Origin of the sequence: Aquabacterium sp. A7-Y (assembly GCF_026153205.1) — a bacterium.
Taxonomy (GTDB): domain Bacteria; phylum Pseudomonadota; class Gammaproteobacteria; order Burkholderiales; family Burkholderiaceae_C; genus Caldimonas.
This window is the reverse complement of record NZ_JAPFBW010000045.1, coordinates 24,693-48,233: the sequence shown is the minus strand read 5'-3', so window position 1 is coordinate 48,233 and position 23,541 is coordinate 24,693. Positions and strand designations below refer to the sequence as shown.

Here is a 23,541-nt window from a genome sequence, read left to right as displayed (position 1 = left end):
CCTTGTGGGCGGCATGGTGGCGGCGGCAGGCCGTCTCGTCGGGTTCGGGCAGTTGCAGCTCGCGATCGAGCAGGCGCTCGATCGCCTCGGCGGCCGCGGCACTGAGGGCGCCGTCCGGGCTCGCCGGGTCGTCCGAGCCGAGCAGGCCGGCCTGCTGCGCACGCTGGCGCAGCAGCTCCGTGCAGGCGCGCTGGCGCAGCTCCTCGCGGGAAAGCCGGTCCTCGGGCGCGTGCAGGAGCACGCCGCCGACACGCGCGACGCCGGCCAGGGGGGTCAGAACTTGTGTTGACATGACATGGCTCCTTCAGGCCGTGCGCACGGTGGCGCCGGTGCCCTGCGTCTGGCTGGAGGCGGCATGGGGCACAGGTCGCGCCAGGTCGCCGGCGGGCTGATGGCGCGGCGCCAGGTGCGCGGCCGGCAGGTTCAGCCGGCGGCTGCGGGCCAGCTGGTAAGGCCGCAGCACGTACAGCACCGAGGCAAAGCCGCTCCACACATGCACCAGGCGCGTGAACGGGAACACCAGGAACACCGTCATGCCGAGCACCATGTGCAGCTTGAACACCCAGCCGGCGTCCGCCAGCAGCTCGACCGCGCCGGGGCGGAAGCTGACGATGTGCTGCGCCCAGCCGGCCAGCTTCACCATCATGCCGCCGTCGAGGTGCTGGGCCGACAGCGGGATGGTCGCCAGGCCCAGCGCCAGCTGCAGCCACAGCAACACCAGCAGCACGATGTCGCTGGTTTTCGAGGTGGCGCGGATGCGGGGGTCCCACAGGCGCCGGTGCAGCAGCAGCGTCACACCGATGAAGGCCAGCAGCCCGAACAGGCCACCCGAGATCATCGCGACCAGCTGCTTGTGGCCGGCGCTGATGAAGGGTTCGTACACGAAGTGCGGCGTGAGCATGCCGAAGCTGTGCCCGAAAAACAGGAACAGCACTCCAACATGGAACAGGTTGCTGCCCCAGCGCAGGCTGCCGGTGCGCAGCATCTGCGAGGAGTCGCTCTTCCAGGTGTACTGGTCGCGATCGAAGCGGATCAGGCTGCCGACAAGGAAGACGGTCAGGCAGATGTAGGGATAGAGACCGAAGAGGAAGGTGTCGAGCGTTTTCATACGGCGGCTCCCGGGGGGGTGGGTGCGGGTCGCTGGCTGCGGACGATGTGGATGGCCTGCGGCTGGCCGGGCGCCTGCTGGCCGGCGGCGCTGCAGCCGCCGAAGGCTTCGGGCTCGGCCCAGCTGGCGTCGACGTCGTGCTCCGCGGGCAGGGCCACGGCCTGCAGCGGCTCGCCGGCCAGCTCCAGGGTGGCGGCGATCACCGCGGCATACGGGCTGCAGCGCTCCGTCAAGGCGCTGTGGATGGCATTGAGGATGTGCGCCATCTCGGCCAGGAACTGGCGCGCCGTCTCCGGCGGCTGCGTGGAGACGAACTCCAGCACCACCGGCAGGAAGTCGGGCAGCTCACCATCGGCCAGGTAGAGGCCGGCCGCGGCATAGGTTTGCCGCAGGTCGATCATGGCCGGACCGCGGTCTCGCGAGTCGCCGTGCACATGCTCGAACAGGTGCAGCGAGGTGCGGCGACCCCGGTCGAACAGGTCGACGTACTCGGCCTCCACGTCCAGCCCGTCGGTGTGCAGCAGATGTGCGCTCAGCCCGGACAGGCCACGCCGAGCCGCGGGCGACAGGGCGCTGCAGGTGGACAGCACCTCGGCCACGTCGAGCAGGTGGTGCCTCAGCGTGTCATCGGGATAACACAGCAGCCGCGCCAGCGCGCGCAGCGCGTCGCCCGGCGTCGATGTCGAGAGTGAGGTGTTCATGCGGCCGGGCTCCTTCACAGTGTGGCCTGGATGGGGATGGTGCGGCGCTTCCTGCCGCCGAAGAGGCTGGCCTCGCTGGTCCCGTCGGAGCAACCGTTGCCGAAGGAGAAGCCGCAGCCCCCCTTCATGTCGAAGGTGTTCTCGGCGTACTCCCGATGGCTGCTCGGGATGACAAAACGGTCCTCGTAGTTGGCGATGGCCATGATCTGGTACATCTCCTGCACTTCGGCCGGCGTCATGCCCACTTGCTGCAGGGCCTGCAGGTTCTCGATGCCGTCCACGTGCCGGCTGCGCTGATAGGCGCGCATCGCGAGCATGCGTTCCAGCGCGCGCACCACCGGCGTGGTATCGCCGGCCGTCATCAGGTTGGCCAGGTATTTCACCGGGATGCGCAGCTGGTTGACGTCCGGGATCTCACCGTTGATGCCCACGTGCCCCGCATGCGCGGCGGCGGTGATGGGCGACAGCGGCGGCACGTACCAGACCATCGGCAGGGTGCGGTACTCGGGGTGAAGCGGCAGCGCCACCTTCCACTCCACCGCCATCTTGTAGACGGGGCTCTTGCGGGCCGCCTCCATCCAGGCATCGGGAATGCCGTCGACACGGGCCTGCTCGATCACCTTCGGATCGTTGGGATCGAGGAACACGCCCAGCTGCGCGGGGTACAGGTCGCGGTCGTGTTCCACGCTCGCCGCCGCCTCGATGCGGTCGGCGTCATACAGCAGCACGCCCAGGTAGCGGATACGACCCACACAGGTCTCCGAGCACACGGTCGGCTGCCCGGCCTCGATGCGCGGGTAGCAGAAGATGCACTTCTCGGCCTTGCCGCTTTCCCAGTTGTAGTAGATCTTCTTGTAGGGACAGCCCGAGACACACATGCGCCAGCCGCGGCACTTGTCCTGGTCGATCAGCACGATGCCGTCTTCCTCGCGCTTGTAGATCGAGCCCGAGGGGCAGGACGCGACGCAGGCCGGGTTCAGGCAGTGCTCGCACAGCCGCGGCAGGTACATCATGAAGGTGTTCTCGAACTGGCCGTAGATCTCCTTCTGCACCTCGTCGAAGTTCTTGTCCTTCGAGCGCTTGGCAAATTCGCCGCCGAGGATCTCCTCCCAGTTCGGGCCCCACTCGATCTTTTCCATGCGCTGTCCGGTGATGAGGCTGCGCGGGCGCGCCGTGGGCGCGGCCCTGCTTTCCTTGGCGGACTGCAGGTGGTCGTAGTCGAAGGTGAAGGGTTCGTAGTAGTCGTCGATCTGCGGCAGGTTCGGATTGGCGAAGATCTTCATCAGGAGCTTCCACTTGCCGCCCTGGCGCGGCTCGATGGAGCCGTCCGCCTGGCGGATCCAGCCGCCCTTCCACTTGTCCTGGTTCTCCCATTCCTTGGGGTAGCCGATGCCCGGCTTGGTCTCGACGTTGTTGAACCAGGCGTATTCCATGCCGGGCCGGCTGGTCCAGACGTTCTTGCAGGTCACCGAGCAGGTGTGGCAGCCGATGCACTTGTCCAGGTTCAGGACCATGCCGATCTGAGCGCGTACTTTCATTGCATCACTCCTTGTTGTCTCAGACCGCGGTCGCCGCGGCCGGCTCGTCGTCGAGCCAGTCCACCTTGTTCATCTTGCGCACCACCACGAACTCGTCGCGGTTGGTGCCGATGGTTCCGTAGTAGTTGAAGCCGTAGCTCAGCTGCGCATAGCCGCCGATCATGTGGGTGGGCTTGAGCACGATGCGGGTCACCGAGTTGTGGATGCCGCCGCGCTGGCCGGTGATCTGCGACCCCGGCGTGTTGATGATCTTCTCCTGCGCGTGGTACATCATCACCATGCCGGGGTTCACGCGCTGGCTCACCACCGCGCGGGCGGCGATCGCGCCGTTGGCGTTGAAGAGCTCGATCCAGTCGTTGTCCTCGATCCCGGCCCTCCTGGCGTCGTCCTCGCTCAGCCACACCACCGGCCCGCCGCGGTTGAGCGTCAGCATCAGCAGGTTGTCGCTGTAGGTGGAGTGGATGCCCCACTTCTGGTGCGGCGTGATGAAGTTGAGCACCACCTCCTTCTCGCCATTGGGCTTGCGGCCCTTCACGACGTCGATGGTTTTCAAGTCCACCGGCGGCCGGTAGCTGGTGAAGCTCTCGCCGAAGTTCCGCATCCAGGGATGGTCCTGGTAGAACTGCTGTCGCCCGGTGAGGGTGCGCCAGGGGATCAGCTCGTGCACGTTGGTGTAGCCGGCGTTGTAGCTGACCTTCTCGCTTTCCAGCCCGCTCCAGGTGGGCGAGCTGATGATCTTGCGCGGCTGTGCCTGGATGTCGCGGTAGCGGATCTTCTCGTCCTCGCGGTGCAGCGCCAGGTGGGCATGCTCGCGGCCGGTCTGGCGGCCCAGGGCCTCCCAGGCTTTCACCGCCACGTGGCCGTTGGTCTCGGGCGCCAGCATCATCACCACCTCGGCGGCATCGATGTCGGTCTCTATCCTCGGGCGCCCCTGGCTGACGCCGGGCTCCTGCACCAGGCCGTTCAACTCGCCCAGCTGCTCCACCTCGGTGTCGGTGTTCCAGCCTATGCCCTTGCCGCCATTGCCCAGCTTGTTCATCAAGGCCCCCAGCGAGGTGAAGCGCTGGTAGGTATGGGGGTAGTCGCGCTCCACCACCGTGATCTGCGGCGCCGTCTTGCCCGGGATGAGGTCGATCTCGCCGCGCTTCCAGTCCTGCACGCCGAAGGGCTGCGCCAGCTCGGCGGGCGTGTCGTGCATCAGCGGCGTCAGCACCACGTCCTTCTCCACGCCGAGGTGGCCGACGCAGACTTCGCTGAAGGTCTTCGCGAAGCCCTTGTAGATCTCCCAGTCGCTGCGGGCCTGCCAGGCCGGGTCCACCGCCGCGCTGAGCGGGTGGATGAAGGGGTGCATGTCGCTGGTGTTGAGATCGTTCTTCTCGTACCAGGTGGCGGTGGGCAGCACGATGTCCGAGTACAGGCAGGTGGTGCTCATGCGGAAGTCCAGCGTGACCAGCAGGTCCAGCTTGCCTTCCGGCGCCTTGTCGTGCCACACCACTTCCTCCGGCTTGGCTTCGTCGTGGCCGAGGTCCTTGCCCTGCACGCCGTGACTGGTGCCCAGCAGGTGCTTCAGGAAGTACTCGTGCCCCTTGCCGGAGGAGCCGAGGATGTTGGAGCGCCACACGAACATGTTGCGCGGCCAGTTGGCCGGGTGGTCGGGGTCTTCGCAGCTCAGCTCGATCGATCCGCGCTTCAGTCCGTCAACAACGTACTGCCTGACATCGCCGCCCTGCCCGGCCCGGACGGCGTCCTTCACCACCTGCAGCGGGTTGGCCTTGAGCTGCGGCGCGCTCGGCAGCCAGCCCATGCGTTCGGCACGCACGTTGTAGTCGATCATGCTGCCGCCGAAGGCGTTTTTGTCGGCGAGCGGGGACAGCACCTCATCCACCCCCAGCTTCTCGTAGCGCCACTGGTCGGTATGCGCATAGAAGAAGCTGGTGGAGTTCTGCTGGCGTGGCGGCCGGATCCAGTCCAGCGCAAAGGCCAGCGCCGTCCAGCCGGTCTGCGGCCGCAGTTTTTCCTGGCCCACGTAGTGCGCCCAGCCGCCGCCGCTCTGACCGATGCAGCCGCACATCATCAACAGGTTGATGATGCCGCGGTAGTTCATGTCGCAGTGGTACCAGTGGTTCATCGCCGCGCCGATGATGACCATGCTCTTGCCGTGCGTCTTGTCCGCGTTGTCGGCGAACTGGCGGGCCACGGTGATGATCTGGTCGCGCGGCGTGCCGGTGATCTTCTCGGCCCAGGCCGGCGTGTAGGGCCGGTTGTCGTCGTGGCTCGTGGGGCAGTCGTCGCCGTCGAAGCCGCGATCGACGCCGTAGTGCGCCGTGTGCAGGTCGAACACGGTGGCCACCAGGACCGGCGTCGGCTCGCCCTGCTCTTCCAGCGTCAGCTTCACCGCCGGCACGCGGCGCACCAGCACGTCGCTTTGCTGGTTGGCCGTGAACTGCGGCGACTCGATGCCGCCGAAGTACGGGAAACCGACGGACACCATCTCGTGCGCCTGCGCACCCGCATCGCGCTCCAGCACCGACAGCTTCAGGTGCACCTCGTTGCCGTGGCGCGCCTCCTTGTTCTCCAGGTTCCACTTGCCCTTGTCGGGGTCGCCCTCGGGTCCCCAGCGGAAGCCGATGGAGCCGTTGGGCAGCACCGCCTTGCCGGTCGCGTCGAAGCCCACGGTTTTCCAGTCGGCGTGGTGCTGCTGGCCGAGATGGCCGTGGAAATCGCTGGCGCGCAGGTAGCGGTCGGGCACCAGCACCTTGCGGCCGTCGTCGAGCACCTGCTCCTTCAGCCGCACCAGCAGCGGCAAGTCCGTGTAGCGGCGTGCGTAGTCGTCGAAGTAGGCGGAGCGCTTTTCGAAGTAGAACTCCTTGAGCACCACGTGGCCCATCGCCATCGCGATGGCTGCGTCGGTCCCTTGTTTCGGGTGCAGCCAGATGTCGGCCAGCTTGCTCACCTCGGCGTAGTCCGGCGTCACGGCCACCGTCTTGGCGCCCTTGTAGCGCACCTCGGTGAAAAAGTGCGCGTCCGGCGTGCGCGTCTGCGGCACGTTGGAGCCCCAGGCGATGAGGTAGGTGCTGTTGTACCAGTCGGCCGATTCCGGCACGTCGGTCTGTTCGCCCCAGATTTGCGGGCTGCTCGGCGGCAGGTCGCAGTACCAGTCGTAGAAGCTCATGCACACGCCACCGATCAGGCTCAGGTAGCGGCTGCCGGCGGCGTAGCTCACCATGCTCATCGCCGGGATGGGCGAGAAGCCGATGATGCGGTCCGGCCCGTGCTGCTTGATGGTGTGCACGTTGGCAGCCGCGACGATCTCGTTCACCTCGTCCCAGCTGGACCGCACGAAACCGCCCAGGCCGCGCTGCTTCTGCCAGTCGGCCCGCTTGGCGGGGTCGTTGACGATGGCGGCCCAGGCCTCCACCGGGTGCCGCGTCGCCCGTGCCTCGCGCCAGTGCTTGAGCAGACGCGCGCGCACCATCGGGTACTTCACCCGGTTGGCACTGTAGAGGTACCAGCTGTAGCTGGCGCCGCGGGCGCATCCGCGCGGCTCATGGTTGGGCAGGTCCCAGCGTGTCCGGGGGTAGTCGGTCTGCTGGGTCTCCCAGGTGACGATGCCGCCCTTGACGTAGATCTTCCAGGAGCAGGAGCCCGTGCAATTGACGCCATGCGTCGAGCGCACGATCTTGTCGTGCTGCCAGCGTTGCCGGTAGGCGTCCTCCCAGCTGCGGTCTTCGCCGGTGGTCACGCCATGGCCGTTGGAGAAGCTCTCCCTGGGCTGGGCGAAAAACGTGAGGCGGTCCAGAAAGTGACTCATCGAAAACTCCGAATGTGCGAGCAGCTTGAGAGGCGGACGTCCGTACGCCGGACCGGCGCAGGCAGCGCCCTCAGCACGGCATCTCCGCGTTCTTGCGGCTGTAGGTCCACCAGGTGACGATCACGCAGGTGAGGTAGAACCCGATGAAGAAGTACAGCGCCGCGTCCATCGAGCCGGTCATCGACACCGAGGTGCCGTAGGCCTTGGGGATAAAGAATCCGCCGTACGCGCCCACCGCGGAGCTGAAGCCGAGCACGGCGGCCGCTTCCTTGTTGGCATCCTTGACGGCCTGGTCCTGCAGCGCCTTCGGCTGGCCCGCCGCGGCACGCTGGCGCTCCGTCAGGAAGATCACCGGGATCATGCGGAAGGTCGATCCATTGCCGATGCCCGAGGCCGTGAACAGCACCAGGAAGGAGGCCAGGAAGGCCGGGAAGCTGCCACCCTGCCCGCCCTGCGGCAGGAACTGCAGCACCGCCACCACACCGAGGGCCATCGCGATGAAGTTCCAGAAGGTGACGCGCGCGCCGCCCACCTTGTCGGCCAGCCAGCCGCCCAGCGGGCGCGCCAGCGCGCCGACCAGCGGGCCGAGCCAGGCGTACTGCAGCGCGTTCACGCCGGGGAACTGGCTCTTGATCAGCAGCGGAAAACCTGCTGAATAGCCGATGAAGCTGCCGAAGGTGCCCAGGTAAAGCCAGCACATCAGCCAGTTGTGCTTGCGCTTGAAGATCACGGCCTGGTCGGCGAAGGAGGCCTTGGCCTCGGCCAGGTCGTTCATCCAGAACCAGGCGGCCAGCGAGGACAGCACGATGAACGGGATCCACACATACCCGGCGTTCTGCAGCCAGATCGTGGTGGCCTTGCCGGCCTTCATGAAACTCTGGCCTTCGCCGCCCCAGTCGCCGAAGGCACCGGCGGCGATGACCAGCGGCACCACGAACTGCACCAGGGACACGCCGAGGTTGCCCAGGCCGGCGTTCAGCCCCAGCGCCGTGCCCTTCTTGTCCTTCGGGAAAAAGAAGCTGATGTTGGCCATGCTGGACGCGAAGTTGCCGCCGCCGAAGCCGCACAGCAGGGCCAGCAGCACAAACACCTCGTAGGGCGTGGCGCGGTTCTGCACCGCCATGCCGATGCCGGCGGCCGGCAGCAGCAGCGAGGCGGTGGAGATCGCCGTCCAGCGACGTCCGCCGAAGATGGGCACTGCGAAGGCATAGAAGATGCGCAGGGTGGCGCCGCACAGGGCCGGCAACGAGGCCAGCCAGAACAGCTGGTTGGTGGAGAACCGGAAGCCCACCGAGGGCAGGTTCACCACCACCACCGACCACACCATCCAGATCGCGAAGGCCAGGGTCAGCGCGGGGATCGAGATCCACAGGTTGCGTTGCGCGATGGACGCGCCGCGGGTGCGCCAGAAACCGCGGTCTTCGGGGTTCCAGTGCGCGATCAGGGAGGAAGAAGCCATCAGGTTCTCCATGGGTCGAGGTAAAGGGGGGGTCAGGCAGGCAGGCGCCGGCCCATCACCTCGGTGCGCCGCACCTCGGTGAAGTACATCCAGGTGAGAGAGACCCAGACCACGCCGTACATCAGCATGAAGGCGCTGGAGCGCACACCGGTCAGGTCGACCAGGGCGCCGAACAGGATCGGCAGCACGAACCCGCCCAGGCCGCCGGCCAGGCCGACCATGCCGCTGATGGCGCCGATGTTGTGCGGGTACTCGTCGCTGATGTACTTGAACACGCTGGCCTTGCCGAAGGCGAAGGCCACGCCGAGCACCGCCATCAGCACCGTGAAGCCATAGACGTTCAGGCCCAGCTCGAAGGTGTGCCTGCCGTTGACGGTGAGCACCGTGAACTCGGTCTGCGGATAGCTCAGCAGGAACAGGCAGACCCAGCTCACCCACATCACCCACCAGGTGACGCTGTGGGCACCGTACTTGTCGGAAAGCCAGCCGCCCACGGCCCGCAGCACGCCTCCGGGCAGCGAAAAGCAGGCCGCCAGCAGCGCGGCGACCCGGATGTCGAGGCCGTACTCGCCCACGTAGTACTGCACCATCCACAGGCTCAGCGCGACGTAGCCGCCGAACACGATGCTGTAGTACTGGCAGTACTTCAGCACCTTCGGATCCTTCAGGGCCTTCAGCTGCTGGGTGAAGGTGACGGTGCCCGGCACCCGGTGGGCGGGATCGGAGTGGCTGAACATCCAGAACAGCACCACGGTCCCCAGCATCACCGCCGCATACACCTGCGGCACCATGGCCCAGCCGAAGGCCACCACCAGCGCCGGCGCGATGAACTTGTTGACCGCGGCGCCGGAGTTGCCCGCGCCGTACACGCCCATCGCGAAACCCTGCTGGTTCTTCGGGAACCAGCGTGCGACGTAGGGCGTGCCGACCGAGAACGAGCCGCCAGCCAGGCCGACGAACAGGCCGATGACCAGGAAGTGCCAGTAGGCGGTGGCATGGCCCATCAGCCAGATGGCCGGCACGGTGGACGCCATCAGCGCCGTCATCACGATGCGGCCGCCGAAGCGGTCGGTCCAGATGCCCAGGGGTACACGGATCAGGGAGCCGGTGAGCACCGGCATGGCGGTGAGCAGCCCGAACTCGGTGGCGTTGAGGTTGAGCGCCTTCTTGATCGGGATGCCGATCACGCCGAACACCATCCAGACCATGAAACACACGGTGAAGGCCCAGGTGCTGACGATCAGCACCGACAGCGCCTGCCTGCGGCGCTGGGGCGAGTCGGCGGCCGCGGCCGCACGCGGGCTGGTGGCGGCAGCTGTCGTGAGGGGGACAGACATGGAGGATCTCCTTCTCTTCTTCTCCATGTCGCCACTATTGCGCTCGCCGCACGGGCCGGGCATCCCTCCCAAGGCGGAGCGACGTGGTGCGGAAGAACGATGCCCGGCGCCCGGGCTTGTCCAGAAGAACTACTGCCGCGGCGATCGGCGGCGCGCTTGCGCGGCGTCAAAGCGCGGCGCGCGCCGCGGCGGCAAGATGGGCAGGCGGCTCGCCTTCGCCCGCGACTTTGCGCTCAGGAGCCCGCGCGGCAGAGAGCGTGGCCCGCGTCCGATCGAGCGCCGTTGCATCGAGCGCAACTTGAGCCACGGGCCAGCGCCATGACAGGGCACGGCAACCGCCTGGTCAGCACGGCGACAGCCGTGCTGCGATTGACTTCGTCACGCCATTCTGCAGGGTGACGTGGCCGGCCTTCATGTTGAAGCCGATGGTGCAGACGGCACGGAACTGGGCGCCCGGCGGGGGAGCGGCGATCTTCCTGGCCGGGCCATTTCGCCGTCAGCGACGCAACGCACGTGCGCCAGGCGTCCGTTTTGATCGCCCTTTTTTTCTCCGGCAGGAGCCGGCGCCGGTCATTTCGCTTTTGAAGCCGCCTGCTGCAGCACTTCGAGCACTTGCCCCCGTGCGACCTTGTACTTGCGGGCGTATTCCAGCACCGTCATCGTCCCCGTTTCATTGGGTTCCGGATGCTTGGCGATCCCATTCACGTCCGCGCCCGCAGCGATCAGCGCACCGATACAGTCGGGGTTGTAGTACTGGACGTTAAGCGCCAGCGGAGTTTTCATCCCGACATGCTGCGGCATGGCATTGAGGTCCCGCTCCGGATGTTTCAGCAGCTTGATCCGCTCGGCAGCCTCGGGATCGGGCCGGTAGGTCGTTCCGATGACGTCGTCGAGATCCCGCTCGCAGACCGCGTGCAGCGGTGTCAGGCCGTTCGACGCCACGACATGGGGATCGGCCCCGGCCTGGAGCAGCAACTTCAGCGCCGCCAGGCTCCCGGTGGCACCACTGAACAGGGCAGTCATCCCGTTGCCGATGTCGAGGTTGGGGTCGGCTCCGGCCTTGAGCAGCATCTCCATCAGGACCAGGTCGGGCGGATACATGCCGCCCCCTGCGCTGTGCAAAGGTGAATTGGCCCCGCCGGCGACCACGTTCGGGTTCGCCTTGGCCGCCAGCAGGGACGCGACGATTTTTCTCTTGTTCTGCAGGTATTCCGGCTGTGAATTTTTCTGCAGCATCGCGTACATCAGGGGTGTGTTGCCGTTGGAGTCGAACGCCTGCTGGACGTCGTACTTCCTGCGTATGAACAGATCGACCACGTCCGCGCGGTTCGCGTAGATCGCGATCTGGAAGGGATGAAAGCCACCTTCTCGAGACAGGACGTCCATCTTGGCGCCCTTGTTCAGCAAGGTCTCGATCTTCTTGAGGTTGGCTGCCGGGTCGGCCTTGGCGTCGTAGCTGGTGATTTCCTCGATCAATTGATCCTGCAGCGACGGCTTTGCAGCGAAAGCCTGTCCAGCGGCCGTGAAGGCGACGAAAACGCAGGCCAGCGCGCGAACTCGCTTCAAGGATTGCATGATGAACGGAAGGGGTCTGATAGCAGGAGTGATAGGAACCATGAGATGCGGAGGAGCTCAGGGATTGCACAGGCCAGCCTGTACATCCATGGCCGCCATGCCGGGCGCAGTGTAGGGCGTTGCGGGCCTTGTGCATTCCACCCGCATGGGGGGGAAGAAAGCGTCGGCTTGCACGCCCTCCCTTGCACGGCTTGAGTCCCTCACATGCCATACAAAGGGTTCCACCCAAGAAGATGGGCGCCGGTTGCGGCGATCACCCAGCCCTTGTCGGGATGCCACCAGATCTGGTCCTGCTCGATGCGGGCCCAGAGTGTCTCCAGGTACTGGCCCAGGCTGGACGCCACCACCTTGGCTTCCCCCATGCCGCCGTCCGTCAGCAGTTGCCCGCGCACGCCGGCCGGTCCGGGTTGCAGGTCGATGAACAGCGTGTTGGCCGTGTTGGTGCGGCCCAGCGGGATCCGGTTCGGACTGCCCCATTCCGGCCGCACCTCCAGATCACGCCACGACTCGTCCTCTTCGGGGAACAGCTCTGCGTAGCCGGGATCCTCCCTGCAGGTCCGGATGAGCTTGCAGTGGGATTCCCAATCCTCGACCATCGCCTCCAGGCTGCACCAGGCGGCATAGTGGAAGAAATAGGGCCCGTCCTCGCGGGTCGAATCCGCCGTACCGCCGTGCCGCAGATAAGCGGCCCGCACATCTGCCGGAAGCGCATGCCCGAGCCGGTGCTCGGCCGCCTCGATCTGCGCCATCGTGGCGGGCGGATTCATCACCGCCCACAGTTCCTGCGCGTGCCGGGCCAGCCACGGATCCAGGCGGTCCCAGATGTCGTTTTTCATTCAACCCCTCTTCCTTGTGCCTTCTCGTTGGTGGCGCGCACCATAGTGGCTGCCCGCTGCGCAGCCAAGCTGTGAGGAGTGCCAGGCTGGCCTCCCGGCGACAGCCGGGCGCACCCTGTCATTCCCAACAGTGGCCCCACCCCCTCACCCGATGACAATGCAGGCCCGGCCGGCGCCGCAGCGCTTGCCGGCGAAGCGCGGCAAGCGCGCCTATATCAAGATCATCAGGGAGAGTCGAACATGAACAGTTCCTGGCAGCCGCCCGCGGCCGCGATCGAACTGCGCGTCCACAGGGACGCCCACTGGCCGCCGGACCGTCCGCTCGCGGCCTTCGAGAGCAAGACGCTCATCTGCCACGGTGGCCGCCTCGTCGACGAGGCCGGCCCGGAGGGGCACGACTGCACCGTCCATAGCGAGCTCGAGATCCAGAGCACCTACTGCAAAACAGGCCCCGGTGCGACCGAGATCAAACTCGCGCCGACAGGCCGATTCCGCAACAAGGGCCGGCTGGAGGTGCAACAGGGCCGGCTTTGCTTCGACAGCAGCGACGTGGCCGGGCCGGCCTGGGAGAACGCCGGAGACGTGCAGGTCCGCGCGGGGGCGGAGCTGGTGCTGTTGGGAGGCCCTGCTTCGCAGACCTGGATCGAAGGCAGCGTGAGCATCGGCGGCCGCATGCGGGTGGATGTCGGGACCGGTGCACTGCACGGGATCGCGCATTGGCAGGTCGGCAGCGGGGCGCGGCTGGAGTTCGCGCGTGCCTCGGGCGATGCGCCGCAGAGCCGCCTCTTCCGCAGCATCCGCTACCACGGCGAGGTGCTGTTCACCGGCACCGGCGGCCGGCCGGTGCCCGGCCGAGAGGCGGCCGGCAGATACGAGATTTCCCCCTCGGGGCTGGAGGGCAGCGGGCGCCTCGAACTGATCGATGCCCGGGTCGATACGCCCGTGCTCGACAACCACGGCAGCATCATCATCGGCCCCGGCAGCTACCTGGGCGTGGAGAGTTTCCAGCAGACGACGGGGCAAGCAATGGTGCAGCTGGCAGGCGAACTCGCGACGCCGCAACTCGAGCTCTGGGCAGGTCGCCTGGCGACCGCGGGAGCGGGCGGCATCTTTTCCGGCGCGCTGACGCTGGGCCGCTGTACGCTGGAGATCCCCGTGCTCGACGCCGGACGCTGTGCCTCGCTGGAGGTGCGCGGCCCGGTCTCGCTGCGGGGCGGCACCCTGGTGGTGGTGCTGCCGGACGGCATCGGCCCGGGCAGGTGGACGCTGCTGCGGGCATCGGCCCTCACCGGGGAGTTCAAGGACTACAGCTGTTCGCCTCTTGCCGCAGGCTTGAGCGCCGCGCTGAGCTATCGAGGCGACGCGGTGGAGCTGACCGTGAGCGAGGCACAGGCAGCAGCGTGATCCATGTAGCACGGCGCAGCCTCCTCGCCGTGTGTTTCTCGCGCCGGGACCGGCTCAACGCTTCCTGTCCTCCCGGCCGCGGGTGTCATCGACCGCGCATCTGAGCAGCGCCAGCACCTCTTCCGCTCGGCCACCGGACGGTCTGACCTCCAAAGATCCGACGCCCCCCAGTGCCGTCGCTCAGGCGAGACGAAACACCGCCACCATCCGGGCCAGCTCGCCCGCCTGGTGTTTCAGGCTGGCAGCGGCCGCGGCGCTTTCTTCGACCAGTGCGGCGTTTTGCTGGGTGACCTGGTCCAGCTGTTGCACCGCGTCGCCCACTTGGCCGATGCCGCTGCTCTGCTCCGCCGTGGCCGAGCTGATCTCCTCGATCAGGTCACGCACCCGGCTCACCTGCCGCACGATGTCGGTGATCGACTCGCCCGCTTCGTTGACCAGGGCCGAACCGCTTTCCACCTTCGTGACGCTGTCGCCGATCAGCACCTTGATTTCCTTCGCGGCCTGGGCCGAGCGCTGAGCAAGGCTGCGCACTTCGGCTGCCACGACGGCAAACCCGCGGCCTTGCTCGCCCGCGCGCGCCGCTTCCACGGCAGCGTTGAGCGCGAGGATGTTGGTCTGGAAAGCGATGCCGTCGATCACGCCGATGATGTCGGCGATCTTTCGCGACGCCTGCGTGATGTCGTTCATCGTCGATACCACCTGCCCGACCACGCGCCCGCCTTCTGCCGCTGCCGCCGACGCACCGTGGGCCAACTGCGTCGCTGCACGCGCCGTGTCAGCGTTCTGCTTGACCGTCGCCGTCAGTTGCTCCATCGACGCGGCGGTCTGCTGGAGATTGCTGGCTTGCTCCTCGGTGCGTTGGCTCAAGTCCTGGTTCCCGCTCGCGATCTGCGTCGAACCCGTCGCGATGGAATCGGAACTGTTGCGCACCCGTGACACGATGCTCACCAGCCCCTCGTTCATGCGTTGCAGGCCCTTGAGCAACTGCCCGGTCTCGTCGCCGGCGGTCGTTTCGATGCGCTGTGTCAGGTCACCCTCGGCAACGCGCTCGGTGAGGCGCACCGCGGTCGAGAGCGGGCCGACGATGGAGCGCACCAGCCAGACGCCGACACAGGCTGCCACCAGCAGCCCAAACAGGACCCCTAAGGTGCACCAGTTGCGCACCAGTTCGTAGCGCGCCTGGGCCGCGGCGCGTAGCGCCGCCGACTCGTTCAGTTGCAGGCTGATGAGCTTGTCACCCGCTTCACGGGTGGGAATGAAGAGTGCCGTGACCGGCCCGATCAGCAGTTCGGTCGCCTTGGACACGTCGCCGCCTCGCAGCGCGGCCAAGGTCGGCCGCAGGCCGTCGTGCAGCATCTTCTGGCGCGCCTGGTCGAGTTCGCCCGCCAGCGCCTTTTCCTCCGGCGTCAGATAGGTGGTGAGATATTGCTTCCACACCTGGTCGATCTGGGCCGCGTTCTCGTCAACCGCGCGCAGATGTGTCGCCACCCGGTCGGGCGGCAGCACCAGGGCTTGCGCCAGCAGCGTCTGGTTGAGGTTCAACAATCGAATCACGCGGTCCAACTGCCCCAACGCGACGAGGCGGTCGTCGTACATCGTCGCCATCGACTGGTTGGCCTCGCGCAGGCTGAAGATGCCAATGAGGGCGCCGACGGCCAATTGCACGGCAAGGAAAGACAGCACAAAGATAAGCCGGGTTTTGATGCTCAGGTTCTTGATCAACATGGGTCTGCCGGTCCAGATGGCATGGCGCCGCCGACCCGCCGCGCGCCGCGCGCAGGCGTGATCGGAGGGCCAGGCAAGCCGGGCCTCTGTCAGGAAGGTCTTTGGGACATCGGCCAAACGGGCATGAACTTGAGCAAAATTTGTTTGTGTGTACGAAGGCCTCTGCAGGCGAGCATGCCGCCATCACACCTCCATCAGATGCGGCACCACGAAGCGAACCCTTGCGGCGGTCCACCGTGGAGTCACCTCGAAGCCTTGAAAGCGAGGGCAACCATGCACAAGAGCGGCAATCAGATGTGGAACATCTAAAGCATTGCGTCGGGGCAACGACGTCGTCGCGGCCCGTCGTGCCGTCCTGGGCAAGTCAACAGTGTCATGGCACCATGTCCTCGCGAAAACCACCCGCATAGGGACCGTCGCCGACGTCTGCCTCGTCCAGCCCCAGCTCTCGGAAGATGGACCTGTTGTGCTCGCCGAGCGCCGGGATCGGGTCCATCCGATACTCCAACCGGTCGTTCAGGCCCGGCGGCTTGAGTGCAGGCAGGGCACCGACGGGCGATTCCACCTCTGTTCACCGCCGGCGCGCCGCCAGCTGCGGATGCCGCCACACGTCGCGCAGCTCGTTAGCGTCCGCGCTGGCGAGCTGCGCGCGATCCAGGCGCTCGCGCACCTCGCTGCTGCTGAGCGATGCAAAACACTCGACGATGAGGTGACGCAACTCGCTGCGGTGCGCGTTGCGCAGCGCGTTGCACGCGAAACGAGGATCGTCCCCCAAGGACGGGTTCTCGAGCACCACATGGCAGAACGCCTGCCACTCACGCTCGTTCTGCAGCCCGAACATCACCGTCCTGCCATCGCCGGCCGGGAACGGGCCGTACGGATAAAGGTGGCATGTGACGCACCCGCTCGCGGTGGAGCCATGGGACAGCCACCACTGCGCCCGAGGATTCAAGTCGACAGCTTCGAGGCCGTGTGCTTGATGGCGGAGGCGGATGTTGGCTTGGGGATTGCGCCCGAATCGGCCGCACGTCGCTATGCCAGCCACATGCGGATTGCGGTGGTTCCACTCTCGGACGCCTGGGCGGTACGGAACCGCTTTGTGGTCGTGCGGGAGGTCGAGCAGACTCCCTTGTTCTTGCGCGACCTGGTAACGACCATTTGTGAACATCGCGACCAGGCGGACAGCGACCTCGGCACTGTCGTCACCGCCCGCCGTTCAAGCTTACTTGAAGAGCCCCGGACCGGGCCTTTCAGACGCCGGAACGCCCGGCCAATACCACCGCCGCCTGCACCCGGGAGCTGAGCTTGAGCTTGCGCAGGATGTGCTGCACGTGGATCTTGACCGTGGTCTCGGCGATGTCCAGCGAGCGGGCGATGGCCTTGTTGCTGGCCCCCTGGGCGATGAAGCGCAGGATCTCCTGCTCGCGCGGCGACAGGCTGTCCAGCAGGTCGCCGGACGGTGCCGCCGCGGCGGGCACCGGGTCGCTCATCGCCTTGAATGCGCTCACCAGCTTGCCCGTCATGTCAGCGCTGACCACCGCCTCGCCGCGCGCGGTACGCCGGATCGCGTCTGCCAGTTCGTCACCGTCCACCGTCTTCAGCACATAGCCGCGTGCGCCCCCCTTGAGCGCATTGCCGAGATCCTTCTCGTCTTCGCTCACGGTGAGCATCAGGATGTGGGTGGCCGGTGCCGCTTCCCTCAACGCCGGCAAGGCCGCGATCCCCGACACGCCGGACAGGTGGTTGTCGAGCAGGATCACCTGGGGCTGCAGCGCCAGCGCCCGCCGCTGCGCCTCGCCGGCGTCAGCCGCTTCGCCCACGACCTGGAAGTCGGCGTACTGGCTCAGCAAGGCGATCAGGCCGCGCCGGAACAAGGTGTGGTCGTCGACCACCAGCAGGCGGATGGGCGGGTCGTGAGTCATGTGCTTGTTCCGGCGGCGGCCGCCTCGTCTGGTTGATGTTTCAAGGTCAGCGTCACGCAGGTCCCCTGCCCCGGCGTCGACGCCAGCTCCACCGCGGCGCCCACGCGCGCCGCCCGCTCCCGCATGATGCGCAGGCCGACATGGGTCTCGGCCTGCCGGGCCTGCGGATCGAAGCCGCAGCCGTCGTCCTTCACCTGAAAACGCCACACCGGTGACGGCTCCACGGTCAGCACCACGTGGCTCGCCTGCGCGTGCTTGCGAATGTTGGACAGCGCTTCCTGCAGCACATGCAGCACCTGGATCTGCACATCGGCGGGCAGCGGCACGCCATGCCCGTGCATCTGCAACTCGGTGTTCAAGCCGCTCTGGTGCTCGAACTTCTGCAAGGTCGCCCGCAGCGCGGTGGCAATGTCCTCGTCGTTGGTGCGCGTGCGGAAGTGCAGCAGCAACTCGCGCACGTCGCCATAACACTCGCGCACACCGGCATCCAGCTCGTCGACGCTGCGCTGCATCGCGCCGTCGTCGCTGCGTTTCATCGCCTGGCGCAGCAAGGCGACCTGGATCTTCAGGAAAACCAGCGACTGGGCGATCGAATCGTGCAGCTCCTGCGCCAGCAGTGTGCGCTCCTGCGCCACCGCGGCCTCCTTGTCGAGCGCCGCCGCACGCAGGCTTTCCATGCCGCCGGCCAGATGGCTGGCCAGCGTCTCGTACTGCGCACGCTCTTCCTCACCCACCTCGCGAGGCTCGGCATAAAACAGGTCGATCTCGCCGAACACACGCTGGTGCAGCGCGACCGGCAGGGTCAGCAGCATGCGGTAGCCCAGCTGCGAGCAGCGGCCGCCCGCGGGCGGCTCGCTGGAGTTGATCGGGATGACACGCATGCGCGGTTGCTGCACCGGCTGGCCGCAATGGCAGTGGCCCGCCTGCAGGCACTGCTCCTGGGCGCTCAGCGCGGCCGGCAAGCCGTCCGAGGCCAGCATCAGGTAGCGCTCGTTGCCTTCGTCGGACCAGCGCACCGCGATGGCGTCGGCTTGTGCGATGCGGCGCATCAGCGGCGCGAAGCCCTGCGCCAGCGCCGGCAGCGATTCCGCCTTGGCGATGAAGGCGCTCACCTCGTACAGCGCCGCCAGGCGCTGGCGCTTGGTCTCCAGGCTCTCGGTCTTTTCGGCGACCTTGGCTTCGAGCTGGCCGTACAGCGCCTGCAGGTGCGCGGCCATGGTGTTGAAGCCTTGCGCCAGCTGGCCGAACTCGTCATCGGAGGTCTTCTCCACCCGGGCCGCGAAGTTGCCGTCGGCCACCTGCGCCAAGCCTTTGCGCAGGCGCTGCAGGGGCTCCAGCACGAACAGGTGGCCGGTGTACATCAGCACCACCGTGCTCGCGATCGCCAGCAGCACCATCGCGAACTGGAATCCGCGCAGGACCGCCGTCCAGTCGGACAACTGCTGCTCGATGCTGGCGACAAATGCGTCGACGCGGGCCACGAAGGCATCCACCTGCTCCAGGGGCGCCGGCGACGCCCGCCTTTGCCAGGGCTCGCGCAGCCCCGGCCAACGGGCTTGCAGGTCGGCGAACTGCAGGCGGGTGTGGGCGTTCCAGGGCACGAACAGCGGCCGCGACGGGTCGCCGACGCGCAATCGCTCCAGGCCAGCCTCCATCGCCTCGACGGTGCGGCGCCGCTCGGCGTCGCTGGCGCCGGGCTGCGCCTGCAGTGCCATGCGATAGGTCTGCATGCGCAGCCGGCCGGCTTCGTTCACGGCAGCGGCTCCCCCCTCCAGCTGCCAGGACACCCACAAGGTCATCGCGATGGACAGCAGCGCCAGCAGCAGGAAGGCGAGGCCGATGCCCAGCAGCTTGGAGGCCAGGGGCCAGTGCGTTCGTTTCATGCGCCGATGATCCTCAAGCATGCGCATGCAGCCTTGATCGGCATCAAGAAGTCAGGTGCAGAGCCTCCACCGCATGGGGGTGCGGCCGGGCTTTGATGTGCGGCAAGCTCGGCCAGTGTGCTGAATGGGAAGAGCGCTGGAGACTCGGCCGTTGGGCACCGTTTCACCAGCCGCCAAGAGATCACGGCGCTGCTCGCCCGACAAGGACGTCGAGAGGGCGGGCCGCGCCGAAGCGCGGCGTTCGGGACCTCCCGCCCGTGTGATCACCGCCGCCCGTAGTCGGGCGGCGCCTCGTGTGAGGGCCAGTTCGCCCGGGACCCGCGCAGATGGGCCTGGTCCCACTCCGATCCGCCCGAGGGGATCACCGCCACGTTGTGGTAGGCGTGCGGCGCAATGACGACCTCCAGTTCCGCATGCGGAGGTGAGCTGCTATGGTGCGCCCGGAGCGCCTTGTCGTGGTTCGGGTCTCCGGCCGACGGCTGGACGCCCCAGGCGAGGTCGCGGCCCGGCTGCATCGTGTCCATGCCCTGGACGTACACCCGACCCACCGCCGGTTGGCCCCGGCTGCCTTGATAGCGCGGCGCTTCGTAGTAGGGGGGCTTGGGATCTTCTCCGGTCTGGGTCGCCATGTCGGACCAGTCTTCCGCGTAACCCGGCTGGTGCGAGGCGTAGAACCCGCTGCCCTTCTCGGTGCCGCTGGCCGACCCGGTACGCGAGGCGTCCAGGCCGCGGTGGTAGATGGATTCCATCGACGCCTGGTTGGTCCCGTGGTAGCCGGCGAACTGGTAGCCATTGGACTGCAGTTGCTGGTGCGCCGCCTGGATCGCGTGCCGATCGGCTGGGTACTGCATCAGCCCCTGCCCATAGGGCGCGGTGTGCGGATTGGGACCCGTCGGCGGCGGCAGGCCGGCGGGCTGGTGCATGAAGGCATGCTGGGAATGCTGCTGGAGTTCCGGCGGGATGCTGGCGCTGCCCGGGAGCTGGGCCAGGCGCAAGCTGCCGCCGTGCCCGCTCGCGTGGGAAGGCGGCAGCGCGTTCAGCGGGCCGGGCTGGTTTGCAGGGCGGGGCCGGTGGTAGTCGCGGTGGTAGGTGCTGGCCGGGGCGCTCGACGAGTAGCCGTAGCTCGAGCCATAGGGAGAGCCGCGTCCGAGACGAGAAGGATCCATGACGATGTGCCTCCGAGGATTGAAGGCAGTCCAGACTACCCCGTCGGAACCCCGCGGAGTCGTGTGACGCGAAGCACCGGGCAGGTTTGCGAACCTGCACCGGCTCTGAAAGCGGGACCCGGCATACTGGCACCTGTCTACCTGTCGACCGCTCGCGCGGAGACCGGAAATGCTGCCACCTAGGAATCTCGAATGTCCACTTCCGGGGATTGCAAGACCGCGCAGGTGCGGATGAGGAGACCGTCGCCCGGCCATGTCGCCGGGGCCGGTCCAGCCCGTCGCACGGTACGCGGCACCTTCGGCGTTCAGCGATGAGCGACCGGCCCTCCCGCCGCCTCTGGGTCGATGCCGACGCCTGCCCGAAGGTCATCAAGGACATCCTGTTTCGCGCGGCCGTGCGCTCGCAGCTGCTGATGACGCTGGTCGCCAACCGGGACCTGTATGTGCCGCCGTCGCCCTACATCCGCACGCTCCGGGTGGCGCGGGGTTTCGATGTCGCCGATGACGAGATCGCGCGACAGGTGGCCCCCGGCGATCTCGTCGTGACGCAAGACATCGGGCTGGCCGCATTGGTGCTGGCGCGCGATGCCCACGCCGTCTCGCCGCGCGGAGAACCGTTCAGCCCCGACACGATTGACGAGCGCCTGCGCATGCGTGACTTGATGGACAGTCTGCGCAGCAGCGGCATCGACACCGGAGGACCGAGCGCGTTGTCGGCGGCCGACCGTCAGGCCTTCGCACGGCAGTTGGACCTGTATCTGGCGGGGCGCTGGCCCCAGCCACGGCGCTCTCGTTGAGAACTGCAGTCCCTCCCGTTTCGCGAGGCCGAGGAAGCGGTCCAGGCGAGAACCGCCGCGAATGGACCGGTCACACCGCCGGCAGGGCCTCCGCCATGGCATCCGTGGCAAGGCCGGCATCGTCGCCCGGGTCCGCCGTGGCGGCCTGCTGGGCCACCTTGGCCGTCGACACCTTGGGCGCGCGCTTGCCCTTGCCGTTGTCGACGGCGGCTGTCGCGGCCAGCGGAACCGTCTGGCCTTGCACCTCGCCGGCCACCGGAATGGCCGCACCCGGCTTGGCGCCGGCTTCGATACCCAGCGCCTTCTCCAGCAGCTTGATCCTGCGCAAGGCCTTGCGCAGCTCGCTCTGGGTCGCTTCGCTTTGTTCACGAAGGGCGGCGAGCTGTTCCCGGTCTTTCTGCAGCTCCGGCACCAGCGCTGCCTGGCGCACCAGGTCTCTCTGCTCGGCTTTCAGCTCCTTGAGCTCAGCCCGCTTGCGCGCGAGGGCACGGAAGGCCACCGAGGACATTTCAACGCTCCACTCGTCGGTGTCCTCGTTGTGGGTGACCGCCTCGTAGTCGATCTTCTCTTCTTGCAGGTAGGCCAGCTTTCGGGGCAGCTCTTTCTTGCCAGCGTCGACCTGTTCCTTCTTGATGCGCTTGATGGCCATATGGGTTTTCTCTTGTCGCAGTTGCCGGGCTGCGCAGTGTGCCGCACGGATCACCGCCTGGCAGCGGGGCAACATCCGAACGGTCATTGTGGTGGGCCTGCGCGGTACGATGCTCGCCCGCCGAATCGCGCCGCAGGGCGCCATGTCCCGCGCTGATAGCATCTCGTCCTGACCGGCTCCCCGAGCCCCGAAATCCGGTCCGGCGGCAGGCTCATGAGAGTTCTGCCGGGCCAGGACAGGATCCCTACAGGACGCACGCCATGACCCGCATCGACGACCCCCTGCACGACCAAGAGGCTGGCAACGCCGACAGCACGCAGGACCTCACCCGCCTCGACGACGTGCGCATCCGCGCCGTGCGGCCGCTCATCTCACCCGCGCTGCTGCTCGACGAAGTGCCGATCCCGGAGGCCGTGCAGACGCTGGTGGAGGCGGCGCGCACGCGCATCGCGCAGGTGCTGCGCGGCCGCGACGACCGGCTGCTGGTGGTGGTGGGCCCCTGCTCGATTCACGACCACGATCAGGCCATCGAGTACGCGCGGCGCCTCAAGGCGCTCGACGCCGAACTGCGCGGCGAGCTGCTGCTGGTGATGCGTGTGTATTTCGAGAAGCCGCGAACCACGGTGGGCTGGAAGGGCTACATCAACGACCCGCGCCTGGATGGCAGCTTCCACATCAACGAAGGGCTGCGCCGCGCGCGTGAGCTGCTCCTGGAGATCAGCGCGCTGGGCCTGCCCTGTGGCACCGAGTTCCTGGACCTGTTGAGCCCGCAGTACATCGCTGACCTGGTGAGCTGGGGTGCGATCGGCGCGCGCACCACCGAGAGCCAGAGCCACCGTCAGCTGGCCTCGGGCCTCAGCTGCCCGGTGGGCTTCAAGAACGGCACCGATGGCGGCGTGCAGGTCGCCGTGGACGCGCTGCAGGCGGCGCGCGCCAGCCATGCATTCATGGGCATGACCAAGATGGGCCAAGCGGCGATCTTCGAGACCCGCGGCAACGACGACTGCCACGTCATCCTGCGGGGCGGCTCCAAGGGACCGAACTACGACGAGGCCAGTATCGACGCTGCCTGCGCCGCGCTGGCCAAGGCGGGGCTGCGCGAGACGCTGATGGTGGACTGCTCGCACGCCAACTCGGCCAAGCAGCACCGGCGCCAGATCGATGTCGCGGCCGACATCGCGCGCCGCCTCGCCGCCGGCGAGCGCCGCATCGCAGGGCTGATGATCGAGAGCCACCTCGAGGAAGGGCGGCAGGACCTGAAGCCGGGTCTGCCGCTGCAACGCGGCGTCTCGATCACTGACGCCTGCATCGGTTGGAGCCAGACCGAGGCGGTGCTGCACGGCCTGGCGCAGGCCGTGAAGACCCGCCGTGGATGAGGATGGCGATCTCGAGGGCCGCAAAGTCACCGGATGCTGACTCGGAGCCCGTCGACTCCGCTTCTTACCGCCCGAAATAGCACGCGCAAAACAAAGAGGCCCTCACGCGGAGGGCCTCTTGAATCTTGGGGTGGCTGATGGGACTCGAACCCACGACAACAGGAATCACAATCCTGGACTCTACCAACTGAGCTACAGCCACCAGAGAATCCGAAATTATAGCCACATCTCGGAGAACCTGTGCAAGAGATTTC

General features: G+C 67.2%; 19 protein-coding genes, 1 tRNA gene and 1 pseudogene. 4 read left to right on the top strand and 17 right to left on the bottom strand.

Annotation, left to right across the window (positions count from 1 at the left end):
• The 9 genes and pseudogenes from OOT46_RS27860 to OOT46_RS27820 form a co-directional block, all read right to left on the bottom strand.
• Positions 1-292, bottom strand: a pseudogene (locus OOT46_RS27860) (peptidylprolyl isomerase); the annotation flags it as partial.
• A 12-nt stretch (positions 293-304) separates the two neighbouring features.
• A complete protein-coding gene (gene narI, locus OOT46_RS27855; protein ID WP_265406889.1) occupies positions 305-1,108 on the bottom strand; it encodes a respiratory nitrate reductase subunit gamma in 804 nt (267 codons plus the stop codon).
• A complete protein-coding gene (narJ, locus tag OOT46_RS27850) occupies positions 1,105-1,809 on the bottom strand; it encodes a nitrate reductase molybdenum cofactor assembly chaperone (RefSeq protein ID WP_265406888.1) in 705 nt (234 codons plus the stop codon). The genes narI and narJ overlap by 4 nt, the downstream gene beginning before the upstream one ends.
• A 14-nt stretch (positions 1,810-1,823) precedes the next feature.
• On the bottom strand, positions 1,824-3,347 hold the full coding sequence (narH, locus tag OOT46_RS27845) for a nitrate reductase subunit beta (protein WP_265406887.1): 1,524 nt from the start codon (positions 3,345-3,347) through the stop codon (positions 1,824-1,826).
• Positions 3,348-3,366: 19 nt separating this feature from the next.
• The gene (locus tag OOT46_RS27840) at positions 3,367-7,158 is read right to left on the bottom strand and encodes a nitrate reductase subunit alpha (RefSeq protein ID WP_265406886.1); all 3,792 of its coding nucleotides are present in this window, start codon (positions 7,156-7,158) and stop codon (positions 3,367-3,369) included.
• A 70-nt stretch (positions 7,159-7,228) separates the two neighbouring features.
• Complete coding sequence (locus tag OOT46_RS27835; RefSeq protein WP_265406885.1) at positions 7,229-8,617, bottom strand: NarK family nitrate/nitrite MFS transporter; 1,389 nt, start codon at positions 8,615-8,617, stop codon at positions 7,229-7,231.
• A 32-nt stretch (positions 8,618-8,649) separates the two neighbouring features.
• Positions 8,650-9,954 (bottom strand): MFS transporter, encoded by a 1,305-nt coding sequence (locus OOT46_RS27830; RefSeq protein WP_265406884.1) that lies wholly within the window; start codon positions 9,952-9,954, stop codon positions 8,650-8,652.
• Between the two features lie 570 nt (positions 9,955-10,524).
• Positions 10,525-11,529: an ankyrin repeat domain-containing protein gene (locus OOT46_RS27825; protein ID WP_265406883.1), complete on the bottom strand. Its 1,005-nt coding sequence runs from the start codon at positions 11,527-11,529 to the stop codon at positions 10,525-10,527.
• Positions 11,530-11,729: 200 nt separating this feature from the next.
• Complete coding sequence (locus OOT46_RS27820; RefSeq protein WP_265406882.1) at positions 11,730-12,365, bottom strand: SMI1/KNR4 family protein; 636 nt, start codon at positions 12,363-12,365, stop codon at positions 11,730-11,732.
• A 240-nt stretch (positions 12,366-12,605) separates the two neighbouring features.
• Here OOT46_RS27820 and OOT46_RS27815 point away from each other — a divergent pair, with 240 nt between their 5' ends.
• Positions 12,606-13,769 (top strand): hypothetical protein, encoded by a 1,164-nt coding sequence (locus tag OOT46_RS27815; protein WP_265406881.1) that lies wholly within the window; start codon positions 12,606-12,608, stop codon positions 13,767-13,769.
• Positions 13,770-13,949: 180 nt separating this feature from the next.
• Here the strand turns inward: OOT46_RS27815 and OOT46_RS30830 are convergent, their stop codons facing one another.
• The 3 genes from OOT46_RS30830 to OOT46_RS31070 all read right to left on the bottom strand — a co-directional run bounded on the left by OOT46_RS30830 (position 13,950) and on the right by OOT46_RS31070 (position 16,446).
• Positions 13,950-15,494 (bottom strand): methyl-accepting chemotaxis protein, encoded by a 1,545-nt coding sequence (locus tag OOT46_RS30830; protein ID WP_322114302.1) that lies wholly within the window; start codon positions 15,492-15,494, stop codon positions 13,950-13,952.
• Between the two features lie 373 nt (positions 15,495-15,867).
• Entirely contained in the window at positions 15,868-16,059 is a 192-nt protein-coding gene (locus OOT46_RS27800; RefSeq protein ID WP_265406880.1) for a hypothetical protein, read from the bottom strand.
• A 6-nt stretch (positions 16,060-16,065) separates the two neighbouring features.
• Positions 16,066-16,446 carry a CoA transferase gene (locus OOT46_RS31070; protein ID WP_416136267.1) on the bottom strand — a complete coding sequence of 127 codons (381 nt, stop codon included), beginning with the start codon at positions 16,444-16,446 and terminating at the stop codon, positions 16,066-16,068.
• Between OOT46_RS31070 and OOT46_RS31065 the strand changes: the two genes are divergently transcribed.
• Positions 16,414-16,797: a LysR substrate-binding domain-containing protein gene (locus tag OOT46_RS31065; RefSeq protein WP_416136266.1), complete on the top strand. Its 384-nt coding sequence runs from the start codon at positions 16,414-16,416 to the stop codon at positions 16,795-16,797. The genes OOT46_RS31070 and OOT46_RS31065 overlap by 33 nt on opposite strands.
• Here the strand turns inward: OOT46_RS31065 and OOT46_RS27790 are convergent.
• From OOT46_RS27790 to OOT46_RS27780, 3 genes are all read right to left on the bottom strand, one after another.
• Positions 16,745-17,416 (bottom strand): LuxR C-terminal-related transcriptional regulator, encoded by a 672-nt coding sequence (locus tag OOT46_RS27790; RefSeq protein WP_265406878.1) that lies wholly within the window; start codon positions 17,414-17,416, stop codon positions 16,745-16,747. The genes OOT46_RS31065 and OOT46_RS27790 overlap by 53 nt on opposite strands.
• The gene (locus OOT46_RS27785; RefSeq protein WP_265406877.1) at positions 17,413-19,299 is read right to left on the bottom strand and encodes a type IV pili methyl-accepting chemotaxis transducer N-terminal domain-containing protein; all 1,887 of its coding nucleotides are present in this window, start codon (positions 19,297-19,299) and stop codon (positions 17,413-17,415) included. Before OOT46_RS27785 ends, OOT46_RS27790 begins: the two co-directional genes overlap by 4 nt.
• Before the next feature lie 263 nt (positions 19,300-19,562).
• On the bottom strand, positions 19,563-20,465 hold the full coding sequence (locus OOT46_RS27780; protein WP_265406876.1) for a hypothetical protein: 903 nt from the start codon (positions 20,463-20,465) through the stop codon (positions 19,563-19,565).
• 311 nt (positions 20,466-20,776) lie between these two features.
• Here OOT46_RS27780 and OOT46_RS27775 point away from each other — a divergent pair, with 311 nt between their 5' ends.
• The gene (locus OOT46_RS27775) at positions 20,777-21,262 is read left to right on the top strand and encodes a YaiI/YqxD family protein (protein WP_265406875.1); all 486 of its coding nucleotides are present in this window, start codon (positions 20,777-20,779) and stop codon (positions 21,260-21,262) included.
• A gap of 70 nt (positions 21,263-21,332) precedes the next feature.
• On the opposite strand, the gene OOT46_RS27770 is transcribed toward OOT46_RS27775, so the two are convergent.
• Complete coding sequence (locus tag OOT46_RS27770; RefSeq protein ID WP_265406874.1) at positions 21,333-22,055, bottom strand: hypothetical protein; 723 nt, start codon at positions 22,053-22,055, stop codon at positions 21,333-21,335.
• Positions 22,056-22,171: 116 nt separating this feature from the next.
• On the opposite strand from OOT46_RS27770, the gene OOT46_RS27765 reads away from it, so the two are divergent.
• Complete coding sequence (locus tag OOT46_RS27765; RefSeq protein ID WP_265406873.1) at positions 22,172-23,287, top strand: 3-deoxy-7-phosphoheptulonate synthase; 1,116 nt, start codon at positions 22,172-22,174, stop codon at positions 23,285-23,287.
• Between the two features lie 126 nt (positions 23,288-23,413).
• On the opposite strand, the gene OOT46_RS27760 is transcribed toward OOT46_RS27765, so the two are convergent.
• Positions 23,414-23,489: transfer RNA gene (locus tag OOT46_RS27760), tRNA-His, on the bottom strand.
• Positions 23,490-23,541: the final 52 nt, after the last annotated feature.

Coding starts and splice junctions, on each gene's coding strand:
- narI (WP_265406889.1), bottom strand. CDS start 1,108: ATGAAAACGCTCGACACCTTCCTCTTCGGTCTCTATCCCTACATCTGC.
- narJ (WP_265406888.1), bottom strand. CDS start 1,809: ATGAACACCTCACTCTCGACATCGACGCCGGGCGACGCGCTGCGCGCG.
- narH (WP_265406887.1), bottom strand. CDS start 3,347: ATGAAAGTACGCGCTCAGATCGGCATGGTCCTGAACCTGGACAAGTGC.
- OOT46_RS27840 (WP_265406886.1), bottom strand. CDS start 7,158: ATGAGTCACTTTCTGGACCGCCTCACGTTTTTCGCCCAGCCCAGGGAG.
- OOT46_RS27835 (WP_265406885.1), bottom strand. CDS start 8,617: ATGGCTTCTTCCTCCCTGATCGCGCACTGGAACCCCGAAGACCGCGGT.
- OOT46_RS27830 (WP_265406884.1), bottom strand. CDS start 9,954: ATGTCTGTCCCCCTCACGACAGCTGCCGCCACCAGCCCGCGTGCGGCC.
- OOT46_RS27825 (WP_265406883.1), bottom strand. CDS start 11,529: ATGCAATCCTTGAAGCGAGTTCGCGCGCTGGCCTGCGTTTTCGTCGCC.
- OOT46_RS27820 (WP_265406882.1), bottom strand. CDS start 12,365: ATGAAAAACGACATCTGGGACCGCCTGGATCCGTGGCTGGCCCGGCAC.
- OOT46_RS27815 (WP_265406881.1), top strand. CDS start 12,606: ATGAACAGTTCCTGGCAGCCGCCCGCGGCCGCGATCGAACTGCGCGTC.
- OOT46_RS30830 (WP_322114302.1), bottom strand. CDS start 15,494: ATGTTGATCAAGAACCTGAGCATCAAAACCCGGCTTATCTTTGTGCTG.
- OOT46_RS31065 (WP_416136266.1), top strand. CDS start 16,414: ATGGGACAGCCACCACTGCGCCCGAGGATTCAAGTCGACAGCTTCGAG.
- OOT46_RS27790 (WP_265406878.1), bottom strand. CDS start 17,416: ATGACTCACGACCCGCCCATCCGCCTGCTGGTGGTCGACGACCACACC.
- OOT46_RS27785 (WP_265406877.1), bottom strand. CDS start 19,299: ATGAAACGAACGCACTGGCCCCTGGCCTCCAAGCTGCTGGGCATCGGC.
- OOT46_RS27780 (WP_265406876.1), bottom strand. CDS start 20,465: ATGGATCCTTCTCGTCTCGGACGCGGCTCTCCCTATGGCTCGAGCTAC.
- OOT46_RS27775 (WP_265406875.1), top strand. CDS start 20,777: ATGAGCGACCGGCCCTCCCGCCGCCTCTGGGTCGATGCCGACGCCTGC.
- OOT46_RS27770 (WP_265406874.1), bottom strand. CDS start 22,055: ATGGCGCCCTGCGGCGCGATTCGGCGGGCGAGCATCGTACCGCGCAGG.
- OOT46_RS27765 (WP_265406873.1), top strand. CDS start 22,172: ATGACCCGCATCGACGACCCCCTGCACGACCAAGAGGCTGGCAACGCC.